General features: G+C 56.0%; 27 protein-coding genes. 19 read left to right on the top strand and 8 right to left on the bottom strand.

What is annotated here, in order from left to right; genetic code table 11:
* Positions 1 to 201 precede the first annotated feature (201 nt).
* Genes nudF through parE form a run of 5 tightly spaced genes read left to right on the top strand, consistent with a single transcriptional unit; the run spans position 202 to position 4,660 of the window.
* Entirely contained in the window at positions 202 to 837 is a 636-nt protein-coding gene (gene nudF / locus AC0IXH_RS21435) for an ADP-ribose diphosphatase (RefSeq protein WP_013203873.1), read from the top strand.
* Positions 834 to 1,259 carry a DUF1249 family protein gene (locus AC0IXH_RS21440; protein ID WP_013203872.1) on the top strand — a complete coding sequence of 142 codons (426 nt, stop codon included), beginning with the start codon at positions 834 to 836 and terminating at the stop codon, positions 1,257 to 1,259. Before nudF ends, AC0IXH_RS21440 begins: the two co-directional genes overlap by 4 nt.
* Before the next feature lie 39 nt (positions 1,260 to 1,298).
* Positions 1,299 to 2,126: a 3',5'-cyclic-AMP phosphodiesterase gene (cpdA, locus tag AC0IXH_RS21445; protein ID WP_013203871.1), complete on the top strand. Its 828-nt coding sequence runs from the start codon at positions 1,299 to 1,301 to the stop codon at positions 2,124 to 2,126.
* A 3-nt stretch (positions 2,127 to 2,129) separates the two neighbouring features.
* Complete coding sequence (yqiA, locus tag AC0IXH_RS21450) at positions 2,130 to 2,711, top strand: esterase YqiA (protein ID WP_346567171.1); 582 nt, start codon at positions 2,130 to 2,132, stop codon at positions 2,709 to 2,711.
* Positions 2,712 to 2,764: 53 nt separating this feature from the next.
* Positions 2,765 to 4,660, top strand: coding sequence for a DNA topoisomerase IV subunit B (parE, locus tag AC0IXH_RS21455; RefSeq protein ID WP_053144838.1), 1,896 nt, complete (start codon positions 2,765 to 2,767; stop codon positions 4,658 to 4,660).
* 79 nt (positions 4,661 to 4,739) lie between these two features.
* On the opposite strand, the gene ampC is transcribed toward parE, so the two are convergent.
* The gene (gene ampC, locus AC0IXH_RS21460) at positions 4,740 to 5,906 is read right to left on the bottom strand and encodes a class C beta-lactamase (RefSeq protein ID WP_471720976.1); all 1,167 of its coding nucleotides are present in this window, start codon (positions 5,904 to 5,906) and stop codon (positions 4,740 to 4,742) included.
* 195 nt (positions 5,907 to 6,101) lie between these two features.
* On the opposite strand from ampC, the gene AC0IXH_RS21465 reads away from it, so the two are divergent.
* The 4 genes from AC0IXH_RS21465 (at position 6,102) to AC0IXH_RS21480 (ending at position 9,018) form a co-directional block, all read left to right on the top strand.
* Positions 6,102 to 7,427 (top strand): sensor histidine kinase, encoded by a 1,326-nt coding sequence (locus tag AC0IXH_RS21465; RefSeq protein WP_471720977.1) that lies wholly within the window; start codon positions 6,102 to 6,104, stop codon positions 7,425 to 7,427.
* Positions 7,424 to 8,071 carry a response regulator transcription factor gene (locus AC0IXH_RS21470; RefSeq protein WP_013203866.1) on the top strand — a complete coding sequence of 216 codons (648 nt, stop codon included), beginning with the start codon at positions 7,424 to 7,426 and terminating at the stop codon, positions 8,069 to 8,071. The genes AC0IXH_RS21465 and AC0IXH_RS21470 overlap by 4 nt, the downstream gene beginning before the upstream one ends.
* Before the next feature lie 70 nt (positions 8,072 to 8,141).
* Positions 8,142 to 8,624, top strand: coding sequence for a GlcG/HbpS family heme-binding protein (locus AC0IXH_RS21475; RefSeq protein ID WP_013203865.1), 483 nt, complete (start codon positions 8,142 to 8,144; stop codon positions 8,622 to 8,624).
* Between the two features lie 16 nt (positions 8,625 to 8,640).
* Positions 8,641 to 9,018 (top strand): DUF1090 domain-containing protein, encoded by a 378-nt coding sequence (locus AC0IXH_RS21480; RefSeq protein ID WP_346567169.1) that lies wholly within the window; start codon positions 8,641 to 8,643, stop codon positions 9,016 to 9,018.
* A gap of 42 nt (positions 9,019 to 9,060) precedes the next feature.
* Here AC0IXH_RS21480 and AC0IXH_RS21485 read toward each other — a convergent pair whose 3' ends face one another.
* Both AC0IXH_RS21485 and AC0IXH_RS21490 read right to left on the bottom strand, forming a co-directional pair.
* Positions 9,061 to 9,648 carry a hypothetical protein gene (locus tag AC0IXH_RS21485; RefSeq protein WP_346595959.1) on the bottom strand — a complete coding sequence of 196 codons (588 nt, stop codon included), beginning with the start codon at positions 9,646 to 9,648 and terminating at the stop codon, positions 9,061 to 9,063.
* Positions 9,648 to 10,610: a hypothetical protein gene (locus AC0IXH_RS21490; protein WP_346567167.1), complete on the bottom strand. Its 963-nt coding sequence runs from the start codon at positions 10,608 to 10,610 to the stop codon at positions 9,648 to 9,650. The genes AC0IXH_RS21485 and AC0IXH_RS21490 overlap by 1 nt, the downstream gene beginning before the upstream one ends.
* A 400-nt stretch (positions 10,611 to 11,010) precedes the next feature.
* On the opposite strand from AC0IXH_RS21490, the gene AC0IXH_RS21495 reads away from it, so the two are divergent.
* Positions 11,011 to 11,910 carry a LysR family transcriptional regulator gene (locus AC0IXH_RS21495; RefSeq protein WP_013203863.1) on the top strand — a complete coding sequence of 300 codons (900 nt, stop codon included), beginning with the start codon at positions 11,011 to 11,013 and terminating at the stop codon, positions 11,908 to 11,910.
* 16 nt (positions 11,911 to 11,926) lie between these two features.
* Here the strand turns inward: AC0IXH_RS21495 and AC0IXH_RS21500 are convergent, their stop codons facing one another.
* Both AC0IXH_RS21500 and AC0IXH_RS21505 read right to left on the bottom strand, forming a co-directional pair.
* Positions 11,927 to 12,859 carry a nucleoside hydrolase gene (locus tag AC0IXH_RS21500; protein WP_471720978.1) on the bottom strand — a complete coding sequence of 311 codons (933 nt, stop codon included), beginning with the start codon at positions 12,857 to 12,859 and terminating at the stop codon, positions 11,927 to 11,929.
* Positions 12,860 to 12,926: 67 nt separating this feature from the next.
* On the bottom strand, positions 12,927 to 13,439 hold the full coding sequence (locus tag AC0IXH_RS21505; protein WP_471720979.1) for a flavin reductase family protein: 513 nt from the start codon (positions 13,437 to 13,439) through the stop codon (positions 12,927 to 12,929).
* 261 nt (positions 13,440 to 13,700) lie between these two features.
* Here AC0IXH_RS21505 and AC0IXH_RS21510 point away from each other — a divergent pair, with 261 nt between their 5' ends.
* From AC0IXH_RS21510 to argE, 3 genes are read left to right on the top strand one after another with little or no spacing between them, the layout of a single operon-like run.
* Positions 13,701 to 14,120: a RidA family protein gene (locus tag AC0IXH_RS21510; protein WP_053144822.1), complete on the top strand. Its 420-nt coding sequence runs from the start codon at positions 13,701 to 13,703 to the stop codon at positions 14,118 to 14,120.
* A 1-nt stretch (position 14,121) separates the two neighbouring features.
* A complete protein-coding gene (locus AC0IXH_RS21515) occupies positions 14,122 to 14,799 on the top strand; it encodes a DUF1028 domain-containing protein (protein WP_346567164.1) in 678 nt (225 codons plus the stop codon).
* Positions 14,792 to 15,943, top strand: coding sequence for an acetylornithine deacetylase (argE, locus tag AC0IXH_RS21520; protein WP_471720980.1), 1,152 nt, complete (start codon positions 14,792 to 14,794; stop codon positions 15,941 to 15,943). The genes AC0IXH_RS21515 and argE overlap by 8 nt, the downstream gene beginning before the upstream one ends.
* Before the next feature lies 1 nt (position 15,944).
* Here argE and AC0IXH_RS21525 read toward each other — a convergent pair whose 3' ends face one another.
* Complete coding sequence (locus AC0IXH_RS21525) at positions 15,945 to 16,892, bottom strand: LysR family transcriptional regulator (protein WP_013203856.1); 948 nt, start codon at positions 16,890 to 16,892, stop codon at positions 15,945 to 15,947.
* A 403-nt stretch (positions 16,893 to 17,295) separates the two neighbouring features.
* Between AC0IXH_RS21525 and AC0IXH_RS21530 the strand changes: the two genes are divergently transcribed.
* From AC0IXH_RS21530 to AC0IXH_RS21550, 5 genes are all read left to right on the top strand, one after another.
* The gene (locus AC0IXH_RS21530) at positions 17,296 to 19,665 is read left to right on the top strand and encodes a glycoside hydrolase family 3 C-terminal domain-containing protein (RefSeq protein ID WP_346567162.1); all 2,370 of its coding nucleotides are present in this window, start codon (positions 17,296 to 17,298) and stop codon (positions 19,663 to 19,665) included.
* 61 nt (positions 19,666 to 19,726) lie between these two features.
* Positions 19,727 to 20,812 (top strand): ABC transporter substrate-binding protein, encoded by a 1,086-nt coding sequence (locus AC0IXH_RS21535; protein ID WP_346567161.1) that lies wholly within the window; start codon positions 19,727 to 19,729, stop codon positions 20,810 to 20,812.
* Positions 20,813 to 20,861: 49 nt separating this feature from the next.
* Entirely contained in the window at positions 20,862 to 22,634 is a 1,773-nt protein-coding gene (locus AC0IXH_RS21540) for an ABC transporter permease subunit (protein ID WP_041692128.1), read from the top strand.
* A 2-nt stretch (positions 22,635 to 22,636) separates the two neighbouring features.
* On the top strand, positions 22,637 to 23,674 hold the full coding sequence (locus AC0IXH_RS21545) for an ABC transporter ATP-binding protein (RefSeq protein ID WP_346595842.1): 1,038 nt from the start codon (positions 22,637 to 22,639) through the stop codon (positions 23,672 to 23,674).
* 37 nt (positions 23,675 to 23,711) lie between these two features.
* Positions 23,712 to 24,968 carry a flavin-containing monooxygenase gene (locus AC0IXH_RS21550; RefSeq protein ID WP_013203850.1) on the top strand — a complete coding sequence of 419 codons (1,257 nt, stop codon included), beginning with the start codon at positions 23,712 to 23,714 and terminating at the stop codon, positions 24,966 to 24,968.
* A gap of 51 nt (positions 24,969 to 25,019) precedes the next feature.
* On the opposite strand, the gene AC0IXH_RS21555 is transcribed toward AC0IXH_RS21550, so the two are convergent.
* A complete protein-coding gene (locus AC0IXH_RS21555; RefSeq protein WP_013203849.1) occupies positions 25,020 to 25,328 on the bottom strand; it encodes a putative quinol monooxygenase in 309 nt (102 codons plus the stop codon).
* 34 nt (positions 25,329 to 25,362) lie between these two features.
* A complete protein-coding gene (locus AC0IXH_RS21560; RefSeq protein ID WP_105760224.1) occupies positions 25,363 to 25,944 on the bottom strand; it encodes an NAD(P)H-dependent oxidoreductase in 582 nt (193 codons plus the stop codon).
* Between the two features lie 165 nt (positions 25,945 to 26,109).
* Here AC0IXH_RS21560 and AC0IXH_RS21565 point away from each other — a divergent pair, with 165 nt between their 5' ends.
* Positions 26,110 to 26,880: a transporter substrate-binding domain-containing protein gene (locus tag AC0IXH_RS21565; RefSeq protein WP_471720981.1), complete on the top strand. Its 771-nt coding sequence runs from the start codon at positions 26,110 to 26,112 to the stop codon at positions 26,878 to 26,880.
* Positions 26,881 to 26,926: the final 46 nt, after the last annotated feature.

Consider the following 26,926-nt stretch of genomic DNA (forward strand, 5'->3'; position numbering starts at 1 on the left):
GTAGTGCAGCAAAATTGCTATGGTAGCGCTGACGTAAGCCAAAAAATAATCGCCGATTCTAGCAGAGTAAACGGAACAGTTAAGTTGGCTGAACGTGCCATGTTGCCCTAATTTACTCAAATAATTCATTAAGAACCACACTCTCAGCGGATTCGGGTTGCTTTTCTCGTTTTCGCACTCATCCGGAATGGAGCTGCCCCGATGGAAAACAGCAAAAAATACCCAGTGACTTTCACAAAAAACGATGTAGAAATTATTGCACGAGAGACACTTTATAGCGGTTTTTTTTCACTCACCAGCTACCGATTTCGTCACCGCTTGTTTAAGGGTGGGATGAGTGGTGAAGTAAAAAGGGAAGTCTTTGAGCGCGGACATGCCGCAGTGCTGCTACCCTATGACCCCGTGCGCGACGAAGTGGTCCTGATCGAACAAATCCGAATTCCCGCGTTTGACAGCAGTGAGACGCCCTGGCTGTTAGAATTAGTCGCCGGGATCGTTGAGCCGGGCGAAACCTATGAAGATGTGGTGCGGCGTGAAGCAGTAGAAGAAGCCGGGATCACCCCCGCGCGCGTGAAGCCGGTGCTGAGCTATCTGGCCAGTCCTGGCGGCACCAGCGAGCGGTTGCATATCCTGGTGGGAGAAGTGGATGCCAGCGTGGCGAAGGGAAACCACGGTCTGGAGGAAGAGAATGAGGATATTCTTGTCCATGTGGTCAGCCGTGAGCAGGCTTACCAGTGGGTGGAAGAGGGGAAAATAGACAACGCAGCCTCTGTCATCGCTTTGCAATGGCTTGAACTGCACCATAAAAAATTACGCAACGAGTGGAAAACCGAATGATAAAGCGCTATGTACCTGATTTCCCTGAAATGATGCGCGTGTGCGAAACCAATTTCGCCCAGCTGCGTCGCCTGCTGCCTAAAGAAGACCAGGCGGGAGAGTCAGTGACCTATCAGGTGAACGGTGCCCATTATTCTGTCACCATCCAGGAATCGACGCGTTACACCACGCTGGTGGAAGTGAAGCAAACCGCGCCGGCCGTCAGCTACTGGAGCCTGCCTGCCATGTCCGTCAGGCTGTATCACGACGCGATGGTTGCGGAAGTGTGTTCAACGCAACAGATCTATCGCTTTAAAGCGCGCTATGATTATCCTAATAAAAAGCTCCATCAGCGTGATGAAAAGCATCAGATAAACCAGTTCCTTGCAGACTGGTTGCGCTACTGTTTAGCGCATGGCGCGATGGCCGTACCGGTTTGTTAAGACAGACAACTGAGATGGCGTTAACCCTAAGGATTTTGATTGGATAGCCGGCTACTACTTCCTGCGGCGGGTGGGTCTACGGTCAGGATTTTACAGATAACCGATACCCACCTCTTTGCAGGTAAAGACGAAACGCTGCTGGGTGTGAACACCTGGGCCAGTTATGACGCGGTACTGCAGGCGATATCCGCCAGCCCCCGTCACTATGATTTGATTGTCGCTACGGGCGATCTGGCTCAGGATCATACTGTCGAAGCCTATCAGCATTTCGCTGAGGGTATTGCGCGCCTGCCCGCGCCCTGCGTCTGGTTGCCAGGAAATCACGATTTCCAGCCCGCGATGTTCAGTACATTGGCCGAGTCGCAGATTGCCGATGAGAAACATGTGCTGATCGGCGACAGCTGGCAGATTGTCTTGTTAGACAGCCAGGTGTTTGGCGTGCCGCACGGCATGCTCAGCGACTATCAGCTGGAATGGCTGGAGAATACGCTGGCGAAAGAACCGCATCGTCACACGCTGGTGCTGTTGCATCACCATCCGCTGCCTTCTGGCTGTACCTGGCTGGATCAACACAGCCTGCGCAATCCCCATTCGCTGGATGCGGTGCTGCAAAAATACCCGCTGGCCACCACGCTACTGTGCGGCCATATTCATCAGGATCTCGATCTGAACTGGAACGGACGCCGCCTGCTGGCGACACCGTCGACCTGCGTGCAGTTCAAACCCCATTGCACCAATTTCACCATTGATTCCGAAGCGCCGGGCTGGCGTTGGCTGGATCTTCTGCCGGACGGTCGGGTGGAAACGCAGGTTGAACGCCTGGCGACGCGGGCCTTCAGTCCCGATCCCGATTCGGAAGGATACTGACGGATGGCCACGCTACTTTATCTGCATGGCTTTAACAGTTCCCCGCAGTCAGCCAAAGCCACCCAGTTCCGTGAATGGCTGGCCGCTCACCATCCCGATCTCAGGGTGCATGTGCCGCAACTCCCTGCTTTTCCTGGCGAAGCCGCGCAGATGCTGGAGAACTGGCTGATGTCTGCATCCGGTGAACAGGTCGGCATTGTCGGCTCTTCGTTAGGCGGCTATTACGCCACCTGGCTGTCACAACGCTTCCATCTTCCGGCGGTGGTGGTGAACCCGGCGGTGCGGCCTTTTGAGCTGTTGGCGGATTATTTGGGCAACAACGAGAACCCATACACCGGCCAGCAATATGTGTTAGAGTCACGCCATATTTACGATCTGAAAATGATGCAGATTGACCCGTTAAAGTCACCGGATTTGCTCTGGTTGCTGCAACAAACGGGCGATGAAGTGCTCGACTACCGTCAGGCCCTGGACTACTACAGTGCCTGCCGCCAGACGGTTGAAGAGGGCGGCAATCATGCTTTTATCGGATTCGAACGCCATTTCTCCCCGATCCTCGACTTCCTGGGCTTGTCCTCCGGCTGACGTGAGTCGCGGCGACTGGCTTCTCACTTTTAGCCACCAATCAGATTTATACGATGACTCAATCCAGCTATAACGCTGACTCCATTGAGGTACTCAGCGGCCTTGAACCCGTTCGTCGCCGTCCGGGGATGTACACCGATACATCACGTCCTAACCACTTAGGTCAGGAAGTGATCGATAACAGCGTCGATGAGGCGCTGGCGGGCCATGCCAAACGCGTCGAAGTGATCCTGCATGCCGATCAATCGTTGGAAGTTATCGACGATGGCCGCGGCATGCCTGTGGATATTCACCCGGAAGAGGGTGTTCCAGCCGTTGAGCTGATCTTCTGTCGTCTGCACGCCGGCGGTAAATTCTCCAACAAAAACTATCAGTTCTCTGGCGGCCTGCACGGCGTGGGGATCTCGGTGGTTAACGCCCTTTCCACCCGAGTGGAAGTGACGGTTCGCCGTAATGCCGAAGTCTATGAAATGGCCTTCGAAAACGGCGATAAAGTGGAAGATTTGCACGTCACCGGCACCGTGGGTAAGCGCAACACCGGCACCCGCGTCCGCTTCTGGCCAGACGTGAACTTCTTCGACAGCCCACGATTTTCCGTTTCGCGCCTCAGCCATTTGCTGAAGGCAAAAGCGGTACTCTGTCCGGGCGTTGAAATTGTTTTCAAAGACAACGTGAACAACACAGAACAGACCTGGTGCTATGCCGATGGCCTGACCGATTACCTGTGTGAAGCGGTAAACGGTCTGCCTACGCTGCCAGAGCGGCCATTTGTCGGCGCGTTCGCCGGCGATGTGGAAGCGGTGGACTGGGCGCTGTTGTGGCTGCCGGAAGGCGGCGAGCTGCTGACCGAAAGCTACGTCAACCTGATCCCGACTATGCAGGGCGGGACGCACGTCAACGGACTGCGTCAGGGCCTGCTGGATGCGATGCGTGAGTTTTGCGAATACCGCAATATCCTGCCGCGCGGCGTGAAGCTGTCTGCGGAAGATATCTGGGATCGCTGTGCTTACGTGCTGTCGGTCAAAATGCAGGATCCGCAATTTGCCGGCCAGACCAAAGAGCGCCTGTCTTCACGTCAGTGCGCGGCCTTTGTTTCGGGCGTGGTGAAGGATGCCTTCAGCCTGTGGCTGAACCAGAATATTCAGACCGCTGAGATGCTGGCCGAAATGGCAGTATCCAGCGCGCAACGGCGTATGCGTGCCGCCAAAAAGGTGGTGCGTAAGAAGCTGACCAGCGGCCCGGCACTGCCCGGCAAACTGGCCGACTGTAGCGCGCAGGATCTTAACCGCACCGAGCTGTTCCTGGTGGAAGGGGATTCCGCAGGCGGATCGGCCAAGCAGGCCCGCGATCGTGAATATCAGGCGATCATGCCGCTGAAAGGTAAGATCCTCAATACCTGGGAAGTCTCTTCGGATGAGGTGTTAGCCTCACAGGAAGTGCATGATATCTCGGTTGCGATTGGCATCGATCCAGACAGCGAAGATCTCAGCCAGCTGCGTTACGGCAAAATATGTATCCTTGCGGATGCGGACTCCGATGGCTTGCATATCGCCACGCTGCTGTGCGCGCTGTTTGTGCGTCACTTCCGCACGCTGGTGAAAAACGGCCACGTCTACGTGGCGATGCCGCCGCTTTACCGCATCGATTTGGGTAAAGAGGTCTATTACGCGCTGGATGAAGAAGAGAAAGCCGGTATTCTCGATCAGCTCAAGCGTAAAAAGGGCAAGCCTGGCGTACAGCGCTTTAAAGGGCTGGGCGAGATGAACCCCTTACAGCTGCGTGAAACTACCCTTGATCCGAACACCCGTCGCCTGGTTCAGCTGACGGTTGAAGATGATGAAGTGGAGAAGACCATGGCGGTGATGGATATGCTGCTGGCGAAAAAGCGTTCGGAAGATCGCCGCAACTGGCTGCAGGAAAACGGCCATACGGCGGATATCGAAGCGTAATCTAACGCCGATATAAACAAGGCCCGGACAGGAAACCGTCCGGGCCTTTTTATTGCGTCAACGCTGGCGGGTTAATGCCTCAGCGCAATGCCTGCAGAATATTCGCCGCGGCTTCCACGCGAGTCGGGTTCGGGTAGTTCTTGTTCGCCAGCATCACAATCCCGAGCTTCTCCGCAGGGATAAAAGCAATGTAAGTGCCAAAACCATTGGTGCTGCCGGTCTTATGGATCCAGCTGGCGGGCGTTGCCGCACGGGCCGGCACCAGCGCGTGGACTTCACGTGGCTTCAGGGCAACGTCATTGGCGCTGTCGGCAATAATCGTCTGCGGATCGGTCGGCCAGTCATACATCTCCCAACCAAGTCCCTGCCGGAAATTCCCCACCTGGTAATAGCCTTTCTGCGCGGTCAGCAGCGATTTTTTCAGCACCGCATCCTCAGATGGCAGGCTGTCGGGATCGATATTGGCCTGTAAAAATTTCGCCATGTCCTGCGCGCTGGACTTCACGCCATACGCCTGTTCATCCAATGGACCCGGCGTCACGCGCAGCGGCTGGCCATTTTTATAGCCCCAGGCGTAGTCAGCCTGAGCGGATTCGGGCACGCGAAGGTAGGTGTGGGTCAGGCTTAACGGGTTGAAAACCTGCTGCTGCATCAGCGAAGCAAAGCTGCTGTTGGATTTCGCCACGGCTAACAGTCCAAACAGGCCAATGCTGGCGTTGGAATAGTTGCGCATAGTTCCGGCTTTCCACTGTGGTTGCCACTGCTGATAGTAATTCCACAGCGATTTCTGGTCGGTGACCGCATCAGGCACCTGCAGAGGCAATCCGCCCGCCGTATAGGTGGCGAGGTTGAGCAGGGTGATATCGCGCCACTGTTTACCGGACAATTCTGCACTGTATTTCGCCACCGGATCATCGAGCTTGATCAGCCCGCTCTGCACGGCATATCCGCCCAGCACGCCGGTAAAGGTTTTGCTGACCGAGCCCAGCTCAAAAATAGTGCTGGCAGAAACCGGGCGGCCGCTTTTCACTTCCGCCACGCCATAGTTAAAGAACCAGGCATGACCCTGATAGATCACTGCCACGGCCATGCCGGGGATCTGCTGGGCTTTAAGCAGCGGGGCAATCTGGCCATCGACCACGCTCTTGATCTGTTCACTGCTCAGCGTCGGGGCAGAAAAAGCGTCAGCAGAGGTCAATGTCAGTACGGCAGACAGGCAAACAACAGGGGAAAGTCCTTTAAACATCACAGTGCTCCAGATAATTAATTAACCGGCTTATGCTAAGGGATCCTCCCGGAAGTTAACATGTCCTTAACCGCAATCGGCCAATTTTGTGATGGCCGCGACATTTACCCTTTCCCTTATTCTCTGTCCGTTTAGTTGATCCCTGGCGATAATACAGGCTAATCTGCCGCCAATGTGCTGATTAAGGATCTTTTGGTGACATTTCCGCTGATAAAACGCAGCCTGATCATCTGGTTACTGCTGATGGCGATCCCGCTGATGGTGGTGCCCGGCATCCAGCTGTATCAACAATGGAAAGCGCTCAATAAGGCGTTTCAGGAAGTGGAGCTGCAGATTGCGTACCGGCTGACGCAGAATGCGGCGGTATTGCCGCTGATCTCACCCGGCAGCGATGCCAAAGCGCTTAATCACAAATTCCCGCAAATTGTCGCCATTGAACCCCTGCCTGGCGGAAGCTCTGAAGAAGTGCGGATTACCCTTGCTGATAATGGCCGTTACTGGCTGAATAATCCCTGGCAGAATGTCCGCGAGCTGGTGGACTTTCGCCCGGTCATCGCCGCGGCATTGCAGCAGGCTCAGTTCAGCCATCTGACGTTAAGCTGGCAGGAAAACGTGCTGCTCACCGCAGGCAGCGGGCAGTCTGGCGGGATCTGGCACTGGTCGACGACCTTTGCCCAGGAGATCCAGCCGTTTACGCTGACCGCTGACGCGTCGGCAAACTGGGCGGCAGTCAAAATATGGCCTTCGTTACTGCTGGCGCTGCTGCTCAGTGGGCTGGTTCTGCTGCTGCATCAGCTGCAGCGCCAGCGCCAGGCCGATCGCCGCGCGCAGTTTTATCAGCATTCACAGCTCAACGCGCTAGGCGAAATTACGGCGGGCATGGTGCATGAGATCAATCAGCCGCTGACCGCCATCCAGACCTGGTTACAGGGCGCGCAAAGGCTGGTGGCGAAGGGCGATCTCAGCCTGCTGCCGAAAGCGCTTGAGGGCGCCTTAAGCCAGACTCAGCGCATTGCCTTACTGCTGCAGCGCTTCCGCGATCACCTTGAACAACGTGAAGTAAAGATGGAAGCGGTGGACGTGAAACGTCTGTGGGGGCATGTCGAGGATCTGCTGGCGCGGGAGATCCGCGAAGGCGAGATAGCCGTGCAGCGCGATTTTGTTACGCCAGCACCGCTGGTGCGCGCCGACCGCCTGTGGCTGGAGCAGGTGCTGCATAATCTGTTAAGCAATGCGGTGCAGGCGCAGAGCGCGCAGCGCAAAGGCTGGGTACGGGTACACTGCAGGGTGGACGATCGCAGCGTGCTGATAACGCTGACCGACGGCGGGAAAGGATTTTCGGAAGAGGGCCTGAAGCAGGCGCTGATGCCGTTCTACACCACCCGCGCCGAGGGGATCGGGCTGGGGATGACGCTGGCGGAAACCCTGGTATTACGCATGAACGGGACGATTCGCCTGTCGAACCATGAGGCTGGCGGAGCCTGCATACACCTGCGTTTTCAGCTTTGGGAGAAGCAATGAACGAGTCACCTATCTGGCTGATTGACGATGATGCGTCGATCAGGGAATCCCTGAGCTTTCTGTTGCAGACGCTGGGCTGGCAGGTTAACACCTTCGACAGCATTGCCGCCTTTGAAAGCGACGCGTCGGTCACGCCCTCGCTGACCGGTTGCCTGTTGCTGGATATCCGCATGCCGGGAAAAAGCGGGCTGAGCTGGCTGGAAGAGACGTCCCGTCACTATCCGCTGCTGCCGGTGATCCTGATGACCGGCCACGGCACTATCGACCTGTGCCGCCGGGCGTTCCAGCACGGTGCCTGGGAGTTTTTTACCAAACCCATCGACAGCGATGCGCTGATTGAGTGCATCAGCGAGGCCTTCAAAGAGAGCGAACTGCGCGCCGGGCAACGGCAGGAACGGCAGCAGTTGGAGAATAAGTTTGCTCAGTTGACGAACCGTGAGCGCGAGGTGCTGGCGCTGCTGGTCGAAGGGCAGAGCGCCAAAGAGATCGCTAAGACGCTGGCGCTTTCCCCGCGTACCGCCGAAGCGCATCGTGCCTCGATCTTTGCCCGCCTTGAGGTCAATAACCTGGCAACGCTGGTCTGGCAGTATGCCCGGCTGCAAACCCTGTCTGAACCTGGTAGATCTACCAGGCACGATGGGTAATCCACCGAATAGTTCGCCTCTGACGTTTCCTGCAGAATAGGGTCCACTTACCGAAAACAGGAATACTGAGATGAAAAAGACCCTTTCTGCTCTGGCCGTACTGGCCTGCTTTAGCGCACTGCCGGTACATGCCGCGTCGCTGACTGAAAAAAACATTTCTCTGCAGCAGGCCAATGAATTGGCGTCTGCCGTCATTCAGTCCTGTTCGGCGAAAAAATATAACGTCAGCGTGACCGTCCTCGATCGTGGCGGCAACGTGAAAGCCCTGCAGCGCATGGATAACGCCGGCCCGCACACCGTTGAAGCCAGCCGCATGAAGGCCTTCACCGCGCTGAGCGCGAAAAATGCCTCTGGCAAAGTGATGGAAGCCGCGCAGTCGAACGCCGGTGCCGCCAATATGCGTGACATCCCGGGTTTCCTGTTGCTGGCTGGTGGTTTGCCGCTGCGTGATGGTGACCAGGTGATCGGCGCGGTAGGCGTGGGTGGTGCACCAGGCGGAAATCTGGATGAGCAGTGTGCTCAGGCCGCTATCGATAATGTGTCCAAAGGCTAATGAGGAAGGCTAAACCATGAAAAAAATCATTCTACTGACTTCGCTGCTGATGGTGTTGGGTTCAGCCCAGGCCGCGGAACCGGCAACCGGCTGCTCCGCTAAACGCGCAGAGGTTGTCGAACAAATTAAGTATGCCGATGCCCATGGCAACAGTTCACAGAAAGCGGGCCTGGAAAAAGCGCTGAAAGAGATCGATCAGCACTGCACTAATGAAGGTCTGCTGGCCGATCGCCAACAGAAGGTCAGCGAGAAGCAGGCCAAAGTCGCCGAGCGCGAAGCCGATCTGCGTGAAGCGCAGGCCAGCGGCAACAGCAAGAAAATTGCCAAACAGCAGAAGAAACTGGACAGCGCTAACGAAGAGTTAAAAGACGCGCAGGCGCAGTTGAGCAAGTAGGGTCGAAAAAGTCATCCCGACCCCATTCAGCCCCTAAAAATGTTAATCGCCCCTGGTGCGCACTTTGCGCGCCAGGTTAGCGAGACGCTGGGTGCGACAATAAACCGCAAACAGCACAAACCCCCGGCTATTGAAAATCCGTCTGCAACACAGTAGCGCAAGTGCGGCAATCGCCAGAGGCCACACGGAGCCAGCTCCGGCCAGCAGCTGACTGAGTAGTTGTGATACCGTCAGCGCAAGCAAAATGAGGAACAGCGATAAGAATCCTGTCAGCCCTGCGGTGAAACCACGAGCCACAAGTACGCCTGCGGTTATTAACGCGACGAGCATTACCAGTGACGGCGCAAAGAAGCTCAGCGCATGAAGCTGCGGTGATAATCCGGGCAGAGTGTGCAGGAAGGGCAACAGGTTGAAGGCAAAAGCCACCAGAAATAGCGGGAATAACGTGGCTATTGGGAAGGCATTTTGTCGGGGAAGTTCGCTGCCAGGACGTGAGAAATAGCGCTCCAGTTCTGGCGTGGAATGGTTCAACATATGAGCGTCTTGACGCGCGATAGCACGTTCGATCTCCCGGCCATGCACTAAAAGATCGTAAAAGACACTTCCGGTTATCAGTGAAAGAAATCGCATCAAAAAACCGCCAAAGATTGAATGGTGCCGACAATGTATTTACCGGTGCGTGGAATATTGGCTGGGGCAGCTATTACTCCACTTACCGCACTTCCAGCCAGCGATGCTGCACTGGTAACAACTTGTCCTAATTGTCGGGATAGCTCTTTCTGTATCGGCGCGACTGGAAAACGTTTTGGATAAAGACCTGCGCGGATGACTGCCTTAATTTCTTTATTACTAATACCGGGATTTTGCGTGCGTATGATCAATTCTGTCAAGCGGGCGCGATCCTGTCGCGGATAACTTTTTAGCCATTCAGTGGCTTTTAATGAAGAGACCGATTTCATCGCCCGCCAGGTCGCAATGGCTTCTTTTAACGCCCCGCCAGCACTGGCAAGCGAAATAACATCTAACGATGTTGAGGTAGCTACATACCACTCCTGGGAGTCAAGCCAGGTAATATTTTCACCACCGTTTTCAACCAAATCATAAACACGATATAGGCCATTGATGCATTGCAACCCGGTTGCAACGGTTCCCGCATAACCGATAGCGGCCAGTACGCTGCCGCCGCCTGCAGTAAGTGGTGTTGCCGCAGTCCCTGCAACCATCACAGCTCCAGTAATTATCATCGCCCCACATGAAATTACGGTCGACGCGATTTCAGTTCCCATCGAATTGAATGAGACTGCTTCAGTTAATGCTTTGCCCGCACTGTAAGCTGAAGGATGAGAGATTACTTTAGTCACGATCACATGCGATACGACACCGCTTTGCCCGTTGGGATGTCGTTGGCTGGGGCGCACCAGGTAACGCTGATGGCCATCGAAATAAACGATTCCGGCTTGATAAAAAGCGCGGGTGCAGTCCATGGCGGCACCCAATGCTTTGAAATTGAAATCTGCTGCACCCTTACCCGCCATTCGTGCAAAGTCATAGCCTGGTAAGTTTTTCTCAGGATTCATCCCATAAAGAGCCATATGTCATTCCCTATGATGGTTAGATTATCAAGAATAATTGAACAGCTAAGCCACGCGTTCCAGAGTTACAAACAACAGGATATCATCTCTTTCACATTAAGCAAAAAGCACCCTAGATAATTTTATTTACAAGGATTCAGTAAGTTATTGGGGTTAGTTAATCTGGTAATAGGAACGGTAAGCTCTTTAATGACAGGTTGAATCTGTTACTAACGTGTTAGTTTGATTGTCATGATAGGGAAGGTTAATCAGTTATTCTTATTGTTTTGACCTTGCTTCCTTTTATGCTGCCGGCAGAGCAGCAGCATTGTCATGCCAGCATCACGCAGCAAATTAGTGAAAATACCTTCGCAGTTTCTGGGATATACTCAGCCGGTCCTCACTTTCGCTAAGGCCATCCTTGAAAATCACGCTTGAAGAACTGCGGGCCTGGGTCGTGGTTGTCGATACCGGTTCGATCACCGCTGCCGCCGAGCAGCTGAGCCAGACCACTTCCGGCATCAGCCGTGCGTTGAGCAGGCTGGAAAAGAAGCTGCAGACCACCTTATTGCACCGTACCACCCGACGCATCGCCCTGACCGAAGAGGGCCAGATATTTCTGGAGCACGCGCGGGAGATCCTGCGTTCGGTCGAAACCGCCGAGGAGCAGATTGCTCAGCGTCGTGAAATCCCTTCTGGCCGCTTGCGGGTGAATGCCGCCACGCCGTTTATGCTGCATGTGATCGTGCCGTTACTGGACGAATTCACCGCGCGCTATCCATTGATCCAGCTTGAACTGAATACCGACGATCTGGTGATCGATCTGCTGGAGCAGCAGACCGATATCGCCATCCGGATTGGTGAACTCAGGGATTCCAGTATTCATGCCAGGGCATTAGGCAGCAGCCGGTTGCGGCTGGTGGCCAGCCCGGACTATCTGGCGAAATATGGCGTGCCAACCCGCGTGGAGGATCTGGACGATCACCGTTTGCTGGGCTTCAGCCAGTTAGATCGTCATAACGTCTGGCCGGTGTGGAAGAGTGAAGGAGAGCCGCTGCAAATCAAACCGACGATGTCGGCTTCCAGTGGGGAAACGCTCAGGCAGCTGGCGGTTTACGGGCAGGGGATCGTGCGCATCTCCGATTTTCTCAGTCGCGAGGATCGCGCCAGCGGCAGGCTGGTTACCGTGCTGGATGACCTGACGCGCGAGATGCATCACCCGATCCACGCGGTCTACTACCGCAACACCACCTTATCGGTGCGGATCAGCTGCTTCCTGGATTTTCTTAGCGAGCAGATCGCCAGCAAGCCTTTGCTTTAAACCGAAGCCGTCGACCTCAACGCTGCGCCGACTGCCGTAAACAGCTGAGAAAAGCCTGTTTCACCTTTTCGGCGTCCACTTCCAGACACAGGGTCTGCGCGCGGCAGTGCTGATACGGGTTAAACCGTGAGGCCAGCTCCGTGGTTTTCCGCACCGTCTGCCCAAGGGTGATCCCTTCTGTGACCACTCTGATCGGGGCATTGACCGTGGTAAACAGCTCGGGGTGACTGAGCCAGGACAGGGTCAGCGTGTCATGCAATGCCATACCTTCAAACCCTTCGCGCTCAAGGCTGTATTTCAGATAGCCTTTGGAGATGCTGGTCAGCACCGGTACGTTCAGCGCGCGGATCTCCTCGCCGGTGATCAGCACTTCATGCGTCACATCCAGCGGCAGGATCACCAACGGCAATGCTGAGGCGAAAACCTGATCGGCAGCATGCGGATCCTTCCAGATATTGAATTCGCTGTGCGGCGTTACGTTCCCGGCGTGCCCGTTGGTGCCAAAAGCACCGCCCATAATCACCAGTTCTTTGACCAGCGGAATAATCTCTGGCGCCAGATTGATCGCGGTCGCAATGTTGGTCAGCGGACCGATAGCCACCAGGGTGATCTCTCCCGGATGGGCTTTCACGCTGTCGATGATAAAGCTGATGGCATTGTCGGCCTGGCCGTCAAACGGATTTGTCAGCACATCGCCCAGGCCATCTCCGCCGTGCACGGTAGTACTGTTGACCATCGGCGACAGGGCAAGTGGTCGGGAGCAGCCACGGAAGATCGGCACATTCAGCCCAATATGCTGTGAAAACAGCCTTGCATTTTTCACTGCCTGATCGACCGGCACATTACCGAAGACGGTGGTAATGCCGAGAATGGTCTGCGTTTTGGCAGCGTAAGCCAGCGCAAAGGCGTCATCTACGCCAATGTCAGTATCAAAAATGATGGTTCTCATCGTTCCTCACTCTGTGGTTCCGCTATGCCGAAATTTTGCCGCCTTTCAGGACAACATCGATCCGCTGTCAGTATTGATCGCGTTGGATCAGCACATACTGGCGCGCCTGTCGTGCCAGCGGCACGCCGTAATGGCGATACACCGCGCTGACTTCGCCAACCAGTAACACCTTATCATTCACCGCCAACTGCTGATGCAACCGGCAATCAAAACTGGCAATGGCGCCCTGCAGCAGCGGCGTTCCCTCCGGACTGATGGTCCAGTGGGAGTCGGCAAATTGCGGCTCACCCTGCGCAAATGTTGAAAACGCGTGTGCGGCCATTTTTTGCCCTTCGGCCAGTACATTAACACTGAAACCACGATTTTCTTCTATGGCGCTGCACAGTGAACTGGTGCGGTTAAGGCAGATCATCAACAGCCCTGGCTCGGTTGAAATGGCCGTCATACCGCTGAGAGTTGCTCCCTCTCTGCCGGCTGGCCCGTCAGTGGCCACAATGTGCACGCCGGTGACACAGCTTTCCATCGCGCTAATAAAGGCTTCCCGGGTAATAAGCGGCACTTCTTTAACAGTGGCGGACATAGCCAGCTCCTTAATTAACTAGCTTTAAGTATGTTCACGGCCAGCGTCAAAAATAAATGCGTATTTTTTTATCCTTTGGCATTAAAAAAACGCGTCTGCGAGAGGCCAGTTTTTAGTTATTGCCGGAAGATAAAAATCCTTATTTATTTTCTCTCCGGCAATCACCAAGAATGGACGGATATTCTGAGCCGGTCCAATGCGCGAAAATTTTCGCGCGATGCTGCTGGCTCGGTTCATTATTGGCTACTGAAGGAACCGACCATGAGTCAACCAACCCATACCCGTATCCGCATGTTTAACACGAAAGACACCTATCCTAATCAGGCGCTGAATAACGATCTTTGTCAGGCGGTGCGTGCCGGCAATACGGTGTATGTGCGCGGGCAGGTCGGGACGGATTTCGATGGCAATCTGGTTGGGCTCGGTGATGCCGGCCTACAAGCCGGGCAGGCAATGAAAAATATCAAACAGCTGCTGGAAGAAGCGGGCAGCGATCTCAGCCATATCGTCAAAACCACGACCTACATTATCGATCCGCGCTACCGTGAGCCGGTATATCTGGTGGTGGGCGAGTGGCTGAAGGGCGTTTTCCCAATCTCTACCGGTCTGGTGGTTTCAGCACTGGCCCAGCCGCAGTGGCTGGTGGAAATTGATGTCATCGCCGTGATCCCGGAGGCATAACATGACCTTTTCCATCGCCGGTTTTTGCCCGCGCAGCGGGCAGTATGGTATTGCACTCAGCTCATCCAGCCTGGCCGTTGCCGCACGCTGCCCGTGGGTGATGAGCGGCGTGGGCGCGGTGTCCAGCCAGAACATTACCTTACCGGCCCTGGGGCCGAGAATTCTTGCCCGGCTGGCGCAGGGGGAAACGGCCGACGTGGCGTTGAAAGCGGTGATGGATGCCGAACCTTACGCCGACTGGCGGCAGGTGACGGTGCTGGACGGCAGGGGTGACAGCGCGGTTTTTTCTGGCCAGAAAACGCTGGGCATCAATCATCACCGGCAGGGGCTGAACTGTGTGGCCGCTGGCAATATGTTGGCAGATCGCGAGGTGATTGAGGCGATGGTCCGCCAGTTTTGTGCCGATCCGGGCCAGTCGCTGGGCGATCGCCTGATTGCCTCCTTGCAGGCCGGGCTGAAGGCCGGTGGCGAAGCCGGGCCGATCTATTCGGCGGGGATGAAGGTGGTCAGCAGTGAAAGCTGGCCGCTGACCGATCTGCGGGTGGACTGGTTTGAAGAGGATGCCATTGGCGAGCTGGCGCGGATCTGGCAGCTGTGGCAGCCGCAAAGTGAAGCCTATCTGACGCGCGCGATCAATCCTGCCGCTGCACCCCGTTACGGCGTGCCGGGCGATGAATAATCTGACCACCCGCGAGCTGCTGGCGGAGCTGATCGCCTTTGATACCGTCAGCCGCAACAGCAATCTGGCGCTGATGGTCTGGGTGCAGGATTACCTGTCCGGCTATGGCGTCAGCAGCCAGCTTTTGACCGATGCCAGCGGGGAAAAAGCTAATCTGCTGGCGGTGATTGGTCCGCAGGAACGCGCTGGCATCGTGCTCTCCGGGCATACCGATGTGGTGCCGGTGGACGGGCAGCAGTGGCAAAGCGATCCTTTCCAGCTGCGTGAAGCCGATGGCTGTCTGTACGGTCGCGGCACGGCCGACATGAAGAGTTGGCTGGCTGCGGTATTAGCGCTGGTCCCGCAGCTGGTTGCTCAGCCGTTGCGTCTGCCGGTGTGGCTGGCATTCAGCCATGATGAAGAGGTGGGCTGCAAAGGTGTGCCGGCCCTTCTGGCGCATCTGGCCAGGGTGCCGGTACTGCCGGCAGCCTGCATCGTCGGTGAGCCGACCAACATGCGGCCGATCCTTGGGCATAAAGGCAAAATCGCGTTGCGCTGTGAGGTGACTGGCCTGGCGGGTCATTCCGCCTATACGCCGCAGGGAGTGAATGCTATCGAGTACGCGGTGCGGATCATTCAGCAGCTTATGGCGCTGGCGGAAAAATTAAAAACACAGCAAAACCTGGCCTTCGATCCGCCGTTTTCAACCCTGCAAACCGGGGTGATCCGGGGCGGTGAGGCGTTGAATATTGTGCCGGCACACTGCCAGTTCGATTTTGAGATCCGCACGCTGCCTGGCGTCGATGCGCAGTCGCTGGTGGACGAAATCGAAAGCGAGTGCCAACAGCATCTGCTGCCGGAAATGCAGCGGGTCTCGCCAGACTGTCGCATCACCTTCAGTCCGCTCAGCCATTATCCCGGTTTACAGAGCGAGAGCAGCGACGCGCTGGCGGCGGTTCTGCACCTTCTGCCGCCGCCGGACAGCCTGTGTACCGTGGCGTTTGGCACCGAAGGCGGGCTGTTCCAGCAGATGGGGATCCCGACGGTAGTCTGTGGGCCGGGTGATATGGCCCAGGGACACAAGGCCGATGAGTTTATTCGCCTCGACCAGCTGGCAGAGTGCGACCGCTTCCTGCAGCGGCTGTGCCAGTCGATGCGGGAATAATTTACGCCACGGACTGCGAGAGCAGCTCGGCTGCGCTGAGATGTTCTGGCGTCAGCTCCTGCGCGCGACAATATTCCATAAACAGTTGCGTCGGGCGCGTCGGTTCTGCGTGGCGTAAGTGCGCCATCACCAGGCACGATCCTTCCATCTCATCGCGGATGGTCACGCGCTTCACGCGCTTGCCATCATAGGTAAAGTCCGGGAATGGCCGGGTCACCAGCAGCGAAAAACCAAAGCCCTGACCGACCATACAACGCACCATTTCAATCGACGGTGAGCTGAACGCCACGTTTGGCGACAGGCCTTTCTGCTTAAAGATATCGAGGAAATAGTTCCGGCTTGGCACCACGTCCAGCAGGATCATCGGCTCATGGCTCAGCTCTTCCAGGCTCACGCTGCTGCGTAAGGCCAGCGGATGATCGGCAGGCAACAGCGCATAGGGTTTTTGCGGGGCTTTCAGCTGCTCGGCATGGATGCTGCTGTCCAGTTCATGACGATACAGAATGGCCATATCAAAGCGCCCACGATGCAGACCGTCGGTCAGCTCATGCTGCTCGCCATCGTAAATCTGCACTTCGATATTGGGATAAAGCTTCTTAAAACCGGCGATCAGCTTGGGCATATACAGCGGTGCCGCGGTTTCAAAACAGCCGACCGACAGCGTTCCCGCGACCAGGTCATTGTCTGCACGGGCATTCTGCTCAAACTGCCGGGACATTCTCATTAACTCAGCGGCCTTTTCATAGAAGCGACGTCCACTCGGCGTTAGCGACACCCCTTGCGCATGATGACGGATAAATAATTGCTGTTCGAAACTCTCCTCCAGACTTTTAATCGCCGTTGAAATGGACGGTTGGGCAATGTGCAGATGGCGCGACGCCTCGGCAATACTGCGATGTTCCACCACGGTTATAAAATATTTGAGCTGTTTGAGGGTGAAATGAGCCATGTGCAGGTGTTCTCTCTGATGAGTATTTAGTTATGTCAGCGCTTTCTTTGAAAACAAAAAAGCGAGGCAGACTCATCAAAGCAATATTTGTGCCACAGAAAAAAAGAGGTTGGCGAAGGATTATTTATTATTCACCGGCCTGCCTGCTCTTATTTCGTGCAACGGCTGCATCAGCGTCGATTAATTAGCGCCATTTTAGGGCAGTGAGCGTTTATTTCTGCCCGTCTGAACCGAATTCAGCGGATAAATAGTTTTTTTATGCAGAATAAATACTGACCTAGTTTTTTTAAGTTTAGTGGCAAACAAATTACTACTTTCCTCCTTGTTTCGCCTCAGTACATAGTGAATGCCAGCGAATTCTGTGGCGTCGTCAGCCACGCCTCCATGACAGGAATATTAAGGCATGAGCACTGCATTCATTCAGCAAGGGGAATTTTTATCTCTGGCGAAAGCGATGACGCCCGAAGAGCTGGGCGACATTCTCAGCGGACATGGCATGTGGAAGACCGAAGCCAACGTCCGGCTCGGCATCCCGCATATGATCATGACCGACGGCACCTACGGTGTGCGCTACTCAATCCAGCAAATTGAGCAGGACGAGAAGGGCGGCCAGGACTTTGAAGCCTTCCTGAACGTGGTCAACCAGCGCGCAAAAGATGTGGAGGTGGCCTGGGGCACCATGCGGCCTGCCACCTGCTTCCCTAATGGCTCCAGCTTTGCCTGTAGCTGGGACGTTGAGCTGGCGGCAACGCTGGGCGATGCGCTCGGCAAAGAGTGCCAGCGGCTTGGCGTAAACCTGCTGCTGGGGCCAGGGATTAACATCCGCCGCACGCCGCTGGGTGGCCGCAGCTATGAATACTATTCCGAAGATCCGTTGATCAGCGGAGAAATTGCTACCGGGGTGATCAACGGGTTACAGCAGCGCGGCGTTGGCGCGTCGCTGAAGCATTTTGCCTGTAATAACTCCGAAGTTGAGCGTACCAGCATGGACTCAATTGTCGAGGAACGTGCGCTGCGTGAAATCTATCTGCGCGGCTTTGAACGTGCGGTTAAGCAGTCGCAGCCGTGGACGGTAATGAGTTCTTATAACCGCCTGAATGGCGTACATACTGCCGAAAATAGCTGGTTGCTGAACGATGTGTTGCGGTCTGAATGGGGCTTTGAAGGCGTCGTGGTCGCGGACTGGCACGGCATCAAAGATCGTCCGGCGTCGTTACTGGCGGGTAACGATCTGGATATGCCAGAAAGCGAGACGCGCAAGGCCAGTCTGATCAACGCGATCAAATCCGGTGAGGTGCCGCGTGAAGAGGCCGAGCGCAGCGCGGAGCGGATCCTGAGCCTGGTGCACCGGGCCAAATCCGCAGAACGTCCTGAGACGCAGGTTGATGTCGATGCGCATCATGCGCTGGCCCGTAAGATGGTGGCCGAATCAATTGTCCTGCTGAAAAACGAAAATCAGACGCTGCCGCTGGAAGCCACACGCTGCCGCCAGCTGCTGATTGTCGGTGAAGGTGCGAAAAAACCGGTTATTCAGGGTTCCGGTTGCGCCACCACCACCCCGACTCGCGTCGATATCCCTTACGACGAAATCCTCCGTTATTGCGGCGACACCATTGCTGTGAACTGGTGTCAGGGAGCCGGTGACGAGTTCACTGATGAGCAGGCATTACGCGCTGAGGCCTGCACGGCTGCACAGTCAGCCGACTATGTCGTGGTGTTTGTTAACAGCGAAGACGGTTATGACGGCGAAGGTTCCGACCGCCGCACGCTCGGCTTGCAGCACGGTCACGATGCATTGATTAGCGCGCTGGCGGCGGTCAACGATCGGGTGATCGTGGTGCTGGCGAACCCGGATGCCGTGGTAATGCCGTGGCTGGACCGGGTGAGTGCCGTGGTTGAAACCTTCTATGCCGGTCAGGCGATGGGCGGCGGCGTGGCCGACGTGCTGTTTGGTGCGGTAAACCCGTGCGGCAAGCTGACCGTTACCTTCCCGCAGCGTATTGACGATATCCCGGGCTGGCACAGCTACCCTGGCGAAAACGGCCGTCATTATTACAGCGAAGGCATCTTTGTCGGCTATCGCTGGTATGACATCCGTAAAGTGGAACCGCTGTTCCCGTTTGGTTTCGGCCTGAGCTACAGCCAGTTTACCTACAGCGACATCGCGCTGGATGTGCAGAGCTTACGCGAGGATGACACCGTCAACGTCAGCTTCACGCTGAAAAACACCAGCACACGCGCCGGCAAAGAAATCTGTCAACTTTACAGCCATTACGACACCTCGAAGCGCGCCCGTGCGGTGCAGGAATTGCGGGCATTCAGTAAGGTCGACCTTCAGCCAGGTGAAGCGCGCCGCATCACGCTGGCCGTCTCCGCCGATGACCTGCGTTACTACGATACCGGCCGTCAGCAGTGGATCCTGGAAGAGGGGCAGATAACGCTGAGCGTTGGGCCAAACTCCCGCGAATTCCCGTTGCAGGCTGAGGTGAAATGCCTCAGCGACGTGGCGCGTTACCGCCTGATTTCGCGCGATACCCAGCCGATATTTGTGCTGGAAAACCCGGTCGCCCGTGAAGCCTTCACCCGATTCCTGCAGGCCCAACTCTCCGTCAGCGCGCCCGATGCTGACCGCATGCTTGAGCACTGCAAAAACTCGTTCTTCAGCATTTTCACCACCTTTGATCGCCGGTTCCGTCAGCGCTTTGCGGAGGCCGATATTGAACAACTGATCGTTACGGTCAATCGGGCCATCATCGAACGAGAAACACAGTAAAAAAACAGCGGCTTTTGGGTCGGCCATTCACACCATTTTGCTATGCAGCAGGGGAATCAGAATGAAAGAGAACAAAGGGTATTCGCGTCGTGATGCACTCAAACTCGGCATGGGAGCGGCGGTCACCGCCGCCGTTGCGCCGATGATTATCAGCCGTCCGGCACGCGCGGCGGAAGTCACCACCCTGACGGTGGCGGATGTGGGCGGCCCGTATGGCGCGGGCTTCGGCAAAGCCTTCTATAAGCCGTTTGAAGAAGCCACCGGCATCAAAATTATTAATACCGTCCTGGGGCCGGATCCGGTTCCTCAGTTCCAGATGATGGTCGATACCAAAAACTATCTGTTCGACGTGGCGTTGCTCAATCCGGAGCATTTGGTGCGTCTGAACAAGATGCCGAAACCCTATCTGGAAGATCTGCATATTCAGGTGCCGGACCCGGAAAACTACGTTAAAGGCTCGATCACCCCGCAGTTCGGTGGCGTCAGCATCTATGCGCTGGCACTCGGCTACCGTACCGACAGCTTTGCCGGTAAAGCGGCACCCACCAACTGGACGGATTTCTGGGACACCGCCAAATTCAAGGGCCGTCGTGGACTGTGGCGCAGCCCGGTCTGCACCCTTGAGCTGGCGTTGATGGCAGACGGCGTTGATCCGAAAAAACTCTATCCGTTGGATGTGGATCGCGCGTTCCGCAGCCTGGATAAAATCCGCAGCAGCATCGACGTCTGGTGGACCAGCGGGGCGCAGGCTACGCAAATGTTGCAAAGCGGCGAGCTGGATTTGATGAGTATCTGGAGCACCCGCGCGCAAACGGCGATTGATGCCGGTACGCCAGCGTCAATCGGTTGGGGCCAGGGACTGTACAACATTGATGGCTTCACCATTCCGCATGGCAGCCCGAAGCTCGACGCCGCCCGCAAGTTCATTCAGTTCTGTATGGATGCCCAACGCCAGTCGATGTACACCAACGACCTGGCCTGCGGACCGACCAATATTAAAGCCTACGACTTTATCGACAAGAAGAAGGCGGCATTGCTGCCGACCGCGCCGGATCATATCCAGGGCCTGGCGGAGATGAGCGCGGACTATTGGGGCGACAATCAGGTGGCGCTGACCGAGCGTTTTGAGAAGTGGGTAATGAGTTAATTCAGGCGGTGGCGCAATCGCGCCACCCAACCTGTTGGAGGACAAGTCTTTGGCAGAACTCGCAACATCTGGCGTGAAAAAATCGCCACCTGGTCAATCCCGACGCTGGCATCCCCTGTGGCTGACGGCGCCAGGACTACTCTTTTTGGCCCTGTTCCTCGCCTGGCCGACGCTGAAACTGATGTTACTCAGCTTTCAGGATGGCGACGGCGGATTCTCACTGGCGGTCTGGAGCCAGATGTTTGGGGCCGGGATCTACGTGAAGGTGATGCTGAATACCTTCACCATCGCGCTGCAAACCACCGTGGTCTGCCTGGTTATTGGCTACCCGGTAGCGTACTGGCTTTCACAGCGCACGGAAACCGTCCGGCGTCGCTTAATGTGGCTGATTTTACTGCCATTCTGGACCAGCGCCCTGTTGAAAAACTTTGCGTGGCTGGTGCTGCTTTCCCGCCGTGGCATTCTCTCGGAAATCCTGCTGTCGCTGGGTGCCGATCAGCCGCTGAATGTGCTCTATACCCGCGGCGTGGTGGTATTTGCCATGGCGCACAGCATGTTGCCGCTGGCGATTATCACCATGCTGCCGACCATGACCGGCATTGATAACGGGTTGATGAAGGCCGGTCACACGCTCGGGGCGTCAAAGGCGCAAAGCTTCTGGCGGATCTTTTTCCCGCTCTCCATGCCTGGAGTGGTCGCGGCCTGTTTGCTGATCTTTATCGGTTCACTGGGGTTCTTTATTACGCCGGCATTACTCGGCAGCCCGCAGGATTCGGTGATTGGCCAGCTGCTGATCACCCAGGTGCAACAGCTGCTCAACTGGCGACTGGCCGGCGCGGTGGCGATGATGCTGCTGGTGACCACGCTGATTGTCTGTTTTTGCTATGACAAGCTGTTCGGCATGTCGGCGATTTCAGGTGGCGAAAGCCATGCCAGCGGCAAGCTGATCCGACGGGTGGGCTATGCGATTACCGCTGTGCTGGCGCGGGTATGTGACGGGCTGGCCACAGGGCTGGCGGTGATCCCTGGGCGTCCCGGCTTCGGCTGGCTGCTGCCACTGTTCAGTATCCTGGTGATGCTGGTGCTGGTTTCACCGGTGGTGTCCTTCCTGCCGATGGCCTTCAGCAGCTCCAGCTTCCTGCAATTTCCACCGCCGGGTTATTCGTTGCGCTGGATGGAAACCTATCTGGAATCACCCATCTGGACCGGGGCCACGATACGTTCCTTTGGCATCGCGCTGGTCACCGGCATCTTCTCGGTGCTGATTTCAGGTGCCGCGGCCTTTGGCCTGGCAAAACATCAGGGCAAATCGGGCAGCCTGGTGGTGATGACCTTCCTGCTGCCAATGATCATTCCCAACATTGTGACCGCCGTTTCCCTGTTCTATCTGTTTGCCACCCTGGGGCTGATTGGGTCTGACCTTGGCATCATTCTGGGGCATACGGTGATGGCCATTCCGGTGGTGTTTATCATTATCCTCACCACCTTCAAAGGCTATGACTGGCGGCTGGATCAGGCAGCGGGCACGCTGGGTGCCAGCCGCTGGCGGACGCTGCGGGAAATCACCTTACCGTTAATCAAAAGCAGCCTGGTGGCGGCGTTTATCTTTGGTTTCCTCAACTCGTTTGAAGAGCTGACGGTTGCCCTGTTTGTCGGCGGCGGCGTGAAGCAGACGCTGCCTAAACAGATGTGGGATGACGTGCTGCTGTCCGTTACGCCAACGCTGGCTGCCGCCTCGGTGATTATCCTGTCCGTGGTTACGCTGTTGTTCATTATTGCTGAACGCTCGCGTCGTAAAGCCGATGCGCTGCAAGGAGAATAAGCATGTCCTCTGTTAAGTTGAAAGTGGAACAGATCGCCAAATACTACGGGCAAACCAAGGTATTGCAGGATCTGGATTTAACGGTAAACAAAGGGGAGCTGTTAACCCTGCTTGGCTCCTCCGGCTCCGGTAAAACCACCTTATTGCAGATCATCAGTGGCCTGACCGAACCGACCTCGGGCCGGTTATTGATCGACGGAAAAGATGAAACCTGGACGCCGGTTCACAAACGCGATATCGGCGTGGTGTTTCAGAACTATGCGCTCTTTCCACATCTGACCATCGAAGAGAACGTCGGGTTTCCGCTGCGGATGCGTCAACTGCCGGCGGCGGAAGTGGCCCGCAAGGTCAAAGCCGCGCTGGAAATGGTTGAGCTGGGCCATGCGGCGCAGCGTTTTCCGCGGGCCCTGTCTGGCGGTCAGCAGCAACGTGTCGCCCTGGCACGCTGCCTGGTATACCAGCCGGGGATCATCCTGATGGATGAACCGCTGGGCGCGCTCGATCGCCAACTGCGTGAAGCCATGCAGATGGAGATCCGCCGGATCCACCGTGAGTCAGGCGCCACGATCATCTTTGTCACCCACGATCAGGAAGAGGCGCTGGCGCTTTCAGATCGCATCTGTCTGATGAATGAAGGGCGGATCGTGCAGATCGACACGCCAGAAGGCATCTATGAACGCCCGCAGTCGACCTTTGTGGCCGGATTTATTGGCCTCTCCAATATTTTGCAAGGGGATATTCAGGGCGGCCAGCTGGTGACCAAACAGGGCTCATTCGCGCTGCCGGAATCCCCGACCAAACAGGGCAACGCTTCGCTGGTGATCCGCCCAGAACATTTACGTATTTTGCAGGCCGGCAGCGGCCAGCTGCACGGCGAAATCTGTGAGCGTATTTATGCCGGCTCAGAAACCCGTCTGGTGGTGGCACTGGCTGAGGGCGCACGGTTCGTGGTGCGCAGCAATGGCCTGTCCGGCAACCGAATTGGCGATCGGGTTTCGCTGGGTTGGGATGTTCAGCAAAGTCTGTTACTCCCGGCGTAATCCGTCCGCAACAGAAAACTACTTTAAGGATGCAGTGATGATGGTTGAAAAAACCGTGACAGATACCCTGGTTATTGGCGCCGGGCAAGCCGGTGTTGCCATGAGCGAACATCTGACTAAATTGGGCATTGCCCATCTGGTATTGGAAAAAAAACGTATTGCCGAAGCCTGGCGCAGCGGACGCTGGGACTCGCTGGTTGCCAATGGTCCTGCCTGGCACGATCGTTTCCCCGGCATGGAATTTCCCGGTATTGATGCCGACGGCTTCGTGCCGAAAGAGGGCGTTGCCGACTATTTTGCGGCCTATGCCGAGAAATTTAACGCGCCAATCCGCACCGGCGTTGAAGTGAAACGCGTTGAACGCAACGTCGGACGCGCGGGCTTCACGGTGGAAACGTCGGAAGGGATCATTGAAGCGCGGCATATTGTTGCCGCCACCGGGCCATTCCAGCGTCCGGTGATCCCGGCGATCGCGCCAAATGATGACAGCGTGCATCAGATCCATTCTGCGGCCTATTACAACCCGCAGCAGCTGCCTGAAGGCGCGGTGCTGGTGGTCGGCGCGGGATCGTCCGGTGTGCAGATCGCGGACGAGCTGCAGCGCGCAGGCAAAGCGGTGTACCTTTCCGTGGGGGCACATGACCGTCCGCCGCGTGCTTACCGTAACCGCGATTTCTGCTGGTGGTTGGGCGTGCTGGGCTTGTGGGACGCCTCCGCCAGCCAGCCAGGCAAAGAGCATGTGACCATTGCCGTGAGCGGCGCACGCGGCGGTCATACCGTTGATTTCCGCGCACTGGCGCATCAGGGCGTCACGTTGGTGGGCCTGACAAAAGCGTTCCGCAATGGCAAGGTGACCTTCCAGCCCGATCTGGCAGAGAATATTTCCCGTGGTGATGAAAACTATCTCTCGCTGCTGGATGCGGCGGACGCCTATGTTGTCCGTAACGGTCTGGATCTGCCGGAAGAGCCGCAAGCGCGACAGTTCCTGGAAAACCCTGAATGCGTGACCCATCCTATATTACAGCTGGATCTTGAAGAGGCGGGAATTACCTCAATTATCTGGGCGACCGGCTATACCACGGATTACAGCTGGCTGCAGGTGGATGCCTTTGATGAAAAGAATAAGCCGAAACACCAACGTGGTGTATCCAGTGAAGCGGGGGTCTATTTCTTAGGATTACCGTGGTTATCGCGCCGGGGCTCGACGTTTATTTGGGGTGTCTGGCACGACGCGAAGTATATCGCTGACCATATTGCCACGCAGCGAAAATACAGCGAATACCGACAGGGTTAAAAAAAATCGCCCGGAGAGGCCAGCTCATCCGGGCGAAGTATTTCAGGCAGGTTACTTAGCCGCTTCCAGCACGAAAATCTTCACATCCACCACATCGGCTTTGATGTTGGTGCGATGCTGTTCCATATGGGCAGCCTGCTGATGCTGCTCCAGATGGCGCAGAGAATCCCAGTGCTCGACCATAAAGATGGAATCCGGCGAATGCTGCTTCCAGGGAACCTGCGCTTTATAGTCAGTCAGCGCCTGATAGCTTCCGCAGCCCGCTTCCTCCAACACTGTTGGCGTTACGTTCTCAATAGCCTGTAAAACGGCCGTACGGCGGCCTGGCTTTACGCAAATTTCAGCGATCACGGTGAGCATAGTCGTTCCTTTTTTGGGATTGTCGTCTGACTAGTTAAGCAAAGATTTCGCTCAGATGAGTCCGATAGCGTGCAATATCTGCGGCAATGTCCGGCTGTTTAATCACATCGTTACAAATAAAGGTCGGTAAACCTTCCATGCCGAGGAACTGATTGGCCTTATGGAAGTGCAGGTACAGGCCATCGACGCCGACGCCTTCGAAGAACTGCTCGGGATCGGTAAAGGCCTGTAGCGGCGCATTCCAGGTCAGGGACAGCATATATTTGGTGCCCTGAATCAGCCCGCCGGAGCCGTATTTTTTCGCCGCGTCGGAGCGGGTACGGCCATCGCTGGCGTATAGCGAACCGTGGCCTTCGGTAAAGACTTCATCAATGTATTTTTTCAGGATCCACGGCTCGCCCATCCACCAACCTGGCATCTGGTAAATCACGGTATCTGCATCAAGATATTTCTGCACTTCATCGGCTACCACATACCCGTCGTCAACCACGGTGACGTCGACCTGATGGCCGGCATCGCGTAAAAAGGTAGCGGCCACTTCGGTCATCGTGTGGTTCAGCTCGCCTTTTGAATGGGCGAAGGCTTTTCCTGCATCAATAATTAAAATCTTGCTCATGCTCTTTGTTCTCCAGTTCATGACATTACGGCCAGTCTACGCGCGAGAACCGCAGAGAAAAATGTGTGTTTGATCACAACACTTTTGCTTTTTGAGCAATAATGGCGCTTCACAAGGTAGGATTTCGGCACAGTTACCATGAGACAGACAACAATGATAAAAAAAATGCGCATTAAAAGCGGGGTTGCCGCGTTATTGCTGGTTGCAGGCGGCGCCAGTGCTCAGTCACATCTGGACCGCGTGCTGCAAAGCAAAGTCCTGACGGTTTGCACCACCGGCGATTACAAGCCGTACACCTTCCTGCGCGCTGACGGGCAATATGAAGGTATTGATATCGCGATGGCGCAGTCACTGGCTAAAAATCTCGGCGCGGAAGTGAAGTGGGTGCCCACAACCTGGAAAACCTTAACGCCAGATTTTATCGCCAAGCAGTGCGATATCGCCCTGGGCGGCGTGTCGGTCACCCTGAAGCGCCAGCAAACCGCCTGGTTTGCTACCCCGCTGGGTACCGATGGCAAGATCCCGCTGGTGCGCTGTGCCGATAAGAAGAAGTACCGCACCATTGAACAGCTGAATAAGCCGTCGGTGCGGCTGATCGAACCGGCGGGTGGCACCAACGAGGCGTTTGCCCACGCTTACCTGCCGCAGGCTAACCTGACGCTGTTCCACGACAACGTCACCATATTCCAGCAGTTAGTGGATAAAAAGGCCGACGTGATGATCACCGATGCCTCGGAAGCGATGTTCCAGCAGAAGCATTATCCCAAGCTCTGCGCCATCAATCCTGAGCAGCCGATGCAGTACGGCGAGAAAGCCTACATGCTGCCGCGTGACGATCTGAGCTGGAAACTGTATGTCGACCAGTGGCTGCATTTGAGCAATGCCACCGGCGAATATCAGCAGGTTGTCAGCCAGTGGCTGGCCGTTAAAAAATAAACCTGATGGCGGGGCAATCTTTCCCCGCCTGAATCCGCTTTGCCCC

It is taken from the genome of Erwinia sp. AC075, assembly GCF_979253995.1.